This window comes from Methylobacterium tarhaniae (genome assembly GCF_001043955.1).
In the GTDB taxonomy this organism is placed as follows: domain Bacteria; phylum Pseudomonadota; class Alphaproteobacteria; order Rhizobiales; family Beijerinckiaceae; genus Methylobacterium; species Methylobacterium tarhaniae.
This window is the reverse complement of record NZ_LABZ01000249.1, coordinates 1-5,852: the sequence shown is the minus strand read 5'-3', so window position 1 is coordinate 5,852 and position 5,852 is coordinate 1. Positions and strand designations below refer to the sequence as shown.

Genomic DNA, 5,852 nt, shown 5'->3' with positions numbered 1-5,852 from the left:
GGTCTACGCCGCGCCGCCGCCGCGCCGGGTCTATGTCGAGGAGCCGGAGACCGTGATCGTGCGCCCGCGCCGCGGCCCGATCTGCCATTTCGAGCGCCGCAAGGTGTGGCTCGACGACGAGTCCTTCACCTACAAGCGCGTCGAGGTCTGCGAATAATCGCGGGCGCCTCGCAGGATGTCAGGGGCCGGCACCCGGGGACGGGGCCGGCCCTTCTCATGTCTTCACCCCGTCCTTCACCAGGATCCAGTCCTCGATCACCACGGCGTCGAGCCCGGTGGTCGAGAACATCAGGATCGCGTCCTCGGCGGTGTGGAGGATCGGCTTGCCCATCACGTTGAAGCTGGTGTTGAGCAGGATCGGCACGCCGGTCCGCTCGGCGAAGGCGCGGATCAGGGCGGCATAGGCCGGGTTGCGCTCGTCCGTCACGCTCTGGAGGCGGCCGGTGCCGTCCTCGTGCACTACAGCCGGAACCCGCTCCCGCACCTCCGGCCGCCAGACCAGGGTGCGCTCCATGTAGGGGCTGTCCTGGTAATCCTCGAACCAGTCCGGCCCGGCCTCGGCCAGGATCGAGGGCGCGAAGGGTCGGAACGCCTCGCGATACTTCACCTTGGCGTTCAGGACCGCCTTGGCGTCGGCCGGGCGCGGATCGGCCAGGATCGAGCGGTTGCCGAGTGCCCGCGGCCCGAACTCCGCCCGCCCCTGCACCCAGCCGACGAGCCCGCCCGCCGCCAGGATGCCGGCCGCGGCTTGCGTCACCCCGTCATGACCGAGCCGGCGCAGGCGCGGCTCCCAATCGACCATCCGCTCCAGCGGCTCGGTCGAGACGCGCGAGCCGAGATAGGGGGTGGCGAGCATCCCCGGCCCGGTCCAGCCCGGGTTGTCCTCCTGGAAGGCGAGCCAGGCGGCCCCGAGGGCGTTGCCGTCGTCGGCCGGCGCGGACGGCACGTGGAGGCGCTGGAACCCGCAGCGCTGCAGCAGCCGGCCATTGTAGGACGAGTTCAGCGCGCAGCCGCCGGTGACGACGAGGTTCGCGTGGGGCGCCAGCCGCCAGGCCTCGGCGACCAGCACGTCCATCATCTCCGAGAAGACCGCCTGGCCGCAGGCCGAGAGGTCGGCCCAGCCCTCGGCCTCGGCCTCGGCCGGGCGCCGGGCACGGATCTCGTCGGCCACCGCCTGCACGGTGGCGGCATCCGCGAAGCGCAGGCGGCCGTCCTCGATCCGGTAGAGCCGGCGCAAGCTGGCCATCAGCTCGGGATCCTGCCGGCCGTAGGGGGCGAGCCCCATGATCTTCCATTCCTCGCCCTTGGTCTGGTCGAACCCGGCGAGGTCGGTGACGAGGCCGAAGAAGAAGCCGACCGATTCGCGGCCGCGATGGCGCTTCGCCTCGACGAGGCGCCCCGCCTCCATCCGGTAGATCGCCGAGGCGCCGGTCTCGCCCATGCCGTCGACGACGAGGCAGGTGGCGTCCCGGAACGGCGAGCCCCAGAGGCCGTAGGCGGCGTGCGTCAGGTGGTGGGGGTAGCGCCGCAAGGCCGCGATCGTCGAGCGGCCGCCAGAAGCCGAATTCCCATGGGCCCGGTCGAGGCCGAGCAGCGTGCCGTAGCCGGCCCGGCCTTGCGCCAGCGCCAGCTCGGCGATGAAGGTGCGCTCGGCCCGCTCGGGCACCAGCGAGCGGTTGAGGGCGGGGGAATGGCCCTTGAGCGCATCGAGCCCGAAGGCGCCGGTCGCCGCCTGGCCGGCGAGGTAGCGGCTGAACTCAGGGCCCCAGGTGGTGGCGATGACGAGCTCGGCGCCGGGCGGCAGGTGGGCCTTGAGCAGGCCGGCCATGCGGGGCGCCGAATCCGGCTCGCAATTCGGCGCGCGCTTGTATTGCAGGTAGCGCTCCGTCGCCTCGGCGAAGAGCACCGTGCCGTCCGGCCCGACCAGGGCGAGGGCCGGGTCGTGGAAGGTGGTGGCGAGGCCGAGATAGTAGCGCATCGGATCCGTCGATCTGGTCACGCCGCCGCTCTAACAGTGTCCGCCCCCCCTGTCAGGCGGGCATGGAGCGTTGCGCGGGCGCATCGGGGGGCGGCACTCTCTGCGTGATCGCGCCGGATTTCGCCCGCGTTTCCGATCCCGATATGCTAGCGCTGTCATCGGGGTACGGCCCGTCGGGCCGTCGACGGAACATGAGGCGGCGCTCTCCTCGCGGGGCGGCACGGACAGCTTTAAGGTGCGCGACATCCTGACCGCCCTGGCGGGCCTCGTCATCCTGATCCTCGCCGCGGCCCTCGTCGCGCCGCCCTTCATCCCGTGGGAATCCTATCGCGGCAGCTTCGACGCGGCGCTCGGCCGCTCGCTCGGGGTCGAGGCCCGCAGCGACGGCCGCCTCGAGGTGCGCCTCCTGCCCTCGCCGCGCCTGCGGATCGACCACCTGGTGCTCACGACCGGGCGGGACCGGCCGTCCCTCGACGCGCGCTTCGTCAAGGCCGAGATCGCCCTGACCCCGCTCCTCTCCGGCGAGATCCGCTTCACCGAGACCCGGATCGGCCGCGGCGAGGTCACCCTGCCGATGACCGAGGCGGGCAGCTTCCTGCCGCCGCCGCGCCTCGGCGACGGCCGAGACTTCGGGAGCCGCGACCTGGCGATCGAGGACCTGCGGGTCGCGCAGCTCCTCGTCACCACCCGGGTGGCGGCGACGGGGCGCACCGATCAGGTCTATGCCGAGACCGTCCGGCTCTCGGCGCCGCGCCTTGCCGGCCCTTGGCGGGCGGAAGGCAGCGTCGAGGCGGTGCCGTTCCGCCTCACCACCGGGGCGCCGGGCCCGGACGGGACGGTGCCGGTGAAGCTCGGCGCCGGGGGCGACACGGTGCCCCGGCTCGACCTCGACGCCCGGGTGAGCGTGTCGGCCGGCCCGGAGGGCGGCGGGGTGCCTGAGGCGAGCGGCACCGCCCGCCTGGTGGTGGGGCCGCCGGCCCAGGCCGCGGGAAGCGCACTGCCGGTCTCGGTGCAGGGCGGGTTCAAGGCGAAGGGCCGGCTCGCCACCTTCGAGGCCTTGAGCGTCGAGGTGCCGGGCGAGGCGCCCCTGCGCTTCACCGGCCGCGGCAGCCTCGACCTCGCGGCGGCCCGGGCGACGATGAGCCTGGAGGCCCGCCGGCTCGACCTCGACGCCTTCCTGATGAGCGCCATCGGCCAGACCCTGCTCGGCCGGGGCCTGTCTCCCGGCCCCCTGCCCGGCACCCTGGCGCTCGACGTCGCGGTGGACAGCCTGGGGCTCGCCCGCGAGGAATGGACCGGCGCATCCTTGAGCGCCGTGCTGCGCCCGTCCGGCGCCGTCGCCCTGCGGCGCCTCGCCGGCACGGGGGGAGGCGGCCTCAAGCTGGCCTTGTCCGGCGACGTGACGCCGAGCGGCGGCGTCTCGGGCCATGCGGCGATCGACGCCCCCGCCTCGAACCGGCTCGCCCGCCTCCTCGACCGGCTCGGGATCAGCGGGCCGCTCACCGGGCTCCTCGACGGCCGGCCGTTCTCGGCCGAGGCCGACGTGGCGGCGGCCCTGCCGGTCCTGTCGCTGCGCAACGCCCGGGTGGCCCTGGGCACGGCGAAGATCACCGGCAGCGCCCGCTACAGCCCCGCCGGGCCCGACCAGGCCCGCCCGCGCTTCGACGCCCAGATCGTCGCCGACGGGCTCGACGTCGCGGAGCTGCCGCCGATGCGCGGCGCCATCGCGGCCCTCCAGGACCACGATGTCGGCCTGACCCTGCTCGCCCGCGACCTGCGCTACGGCCCGACCGGGACCCGCACCGGCGAGATCGCCGCCAGCCTGCAATCCGAGGGCGCAGCGCTTCGCCTCGACAGCCTGGAGGTGCGCGACCTCGCCGGGGCGAAGGCCAGCCTCTCGGGCCGGATCGATGCCGACGGCGCCGGGCGCATCGCCGGGCGGGTGAGCGCCCCGGTGGCCGCCCCCCTGATCGACCTCGTCTCGCGCGCCTTCGTGGACGAGGCGCGGCTGCTGCCGGCTTTCCTCCGCGACGGGCCGGCCGCCCTCGACGTGACGCTGGAGCGGGATTCCGGCGCGGAGGCGGGCCGCCTGCGCGGCCAGGCCCGCGGCAGCGCCGCCGGCGGCCGCCTCGCCCTGTCGCTGGCCGCCCGGGCCGGGCGGCTCGACGACCTCGACGCGCGCCTCGACGGCGTGGCCTCCGGCCGCTGGCTCGGCCGGGCGGACGATCCGGCCCTGGCGATGCCGGCGAACCTGCACCTCGTCGGGCGCCGGGGGGAGGCCGACGGCCCCTTGAGCCTGACGCTGGACGCCCAGATCGCCGGGGCCGCCATCGGCACCGCCCGGCCGCTGCGGCTGCCGGCCGCGGGCGGCCCGTTCCAGGACGGCGCTCTGACCGTGGCCTCGCCCGACCTGCGGCCCCTCGCCGGCCTCCTCGGCCGCGCCGCCACGCCGCCGGATCCGGTGCCGGCGCGGCTGACGCTCGGCTTCGGCCGCGCCGGCGAGCCCCCTCGTCTCGCCCTGACCGGCACGCTCGCCGGATCGGCGATCGACGCGACCCTGACCCGGCCGGCCGGCGGCGACGTCAGCGGCAGCCTCTCGCTCGAACGGCTCTCCCTGCCCTGGCTCGCGGGAGCGCTGGTCCTCAATCCCGGCCCCGCGCCCGCCGGCCCCGAACCCTGGTCCGCCGCCCGCTTCGGCCCGACCCCGGCCCTGCCGGCCACCGGGCAGGTCGCCGTGACGGTGCGGCGGCTCGATCTCGGCCGCGGCCTCTCGGCGGATTGGGCACGGTTCGATCTCGGGCTCGGACCCGACGGCCTCTCGTTCCGCGACTTCGCCGCCGGCCTCGCGGGCGGGCGGCTCGCCGGCAGCGCCACCCTGGCGCGCCAGGGCGCCCAGGCGACGCTCTCCGCCGAGGGCAGCCTGACGGCGGCGTCGCTGGCCGCCCTCACCGGCGGCGACGCCCTGCAGGGCCAGGCGAGCCTGCGGCTGCGCCTCGGCGCGGCGGGCGACAGCCCGGCGGCCCTCGTCGGCAACCTTGCCGGCAGCGGCAGCCTGGACCTCGCCGGGCTCACGCTGCGCAACCTCGATCCGGCGGCGGTGCAGCGCGCCCTGACCCGGCTGCTGGCCGAGGAGGACCCGCTGCGGGCCGGCCGCGTCGAGCGGGTAGTGTCGGAGGAGTTCGACCGCGGGCCGCTGGTGCTGGCCGGCCCCGTCTCGGTGCCGGCCTCGATGGTCGGCGGCACCTTGCGGACCGGGAGCCTCGCCCTCGACCTCGGCCCCGCCACCTGGGCCGGCCTGGTGCAGGTCGACCTGAAATCCCTGCGCCTCGACGCCCGCGGCACCCTCACCACCATTGCGACGCCCCGGGCCTGGACGGCCCCGGCGCCGACCCTGGGCCTCGCCCTCGTCGGCCCGCTGGCCCGGCCGCAGCGCGAACTCGACGTCGTCCCGCTCGGCAACGTGCTGGCGGCGGTGGTGCTGCAGCGCGAGCTGGACAAGATCGAGACCGTCGAGGCCGACCGCAACGAGCTCGCCCGCCGCCGCAGCCGTCTGGAGATGGACCGCGCGCGGGCCGCCGAGGAGGCCCGGCAGGCCAGGCAGCGGGCGGACGAGGCCGCCAGGGCGGCGGAGGCGGCGCGGGCCGCGGACGCAGCAAGGGCAGCCGAGGCCGCGCGGGCGGCGGAGGCGGCACGCGCGGCGGAGGCGGCCCGCGCGGCCGAAGCGGCACGCCACAAGGCCGAGGAGGAGGCGCGCCGCCAGGGCGCCGGAGCACCGGAGGCGGGCAGCCCGTGAGTGGCGCGAGCGGCGTTGCCGCCGGCTCGGTTCCGTCCGGCCCCCCGGCATGGTAGCGAGGCCCCTTCCGCCCTCGAACCC

At 76.2% G+C, this 5,852-nt stretch carries 2 protein-coding genes; one reads left to right on the top strand and one right to left on the bottom strand.

Annotated features, from left to right (window positions below; all coding sequences use genetic code 11):
* Positions 1–214 precede the first annotated feature (214 nt).
* Entirely contained in the window at positions 215–1,978 is a 1,764-nt protein-coding gene (locus VQ03_RS27330; RefSeq protein WP_048454073.1) for a carbamoyltransferase family protein, read from the bottom strand.
* A gap of 235 nt (positions 1,979–2,213) precedes the next feature.
* Between VQ03_RS27330 and VQ03_RS27325 the strand changes: the two genes are divergently transcribed.
* Complete coding sequence (locus VQ03_RS27325) at positions 2,214–5,771, top strand: AsmA-like C-terminal region-containing protein (protein WP_048454072.1); 3,558 nt, start codon at positions 2,214–2,216, stop codon at positions 5,769–5,771.
* Positions 5,772–5,852 lie beyond the last annotated feature (81 nt).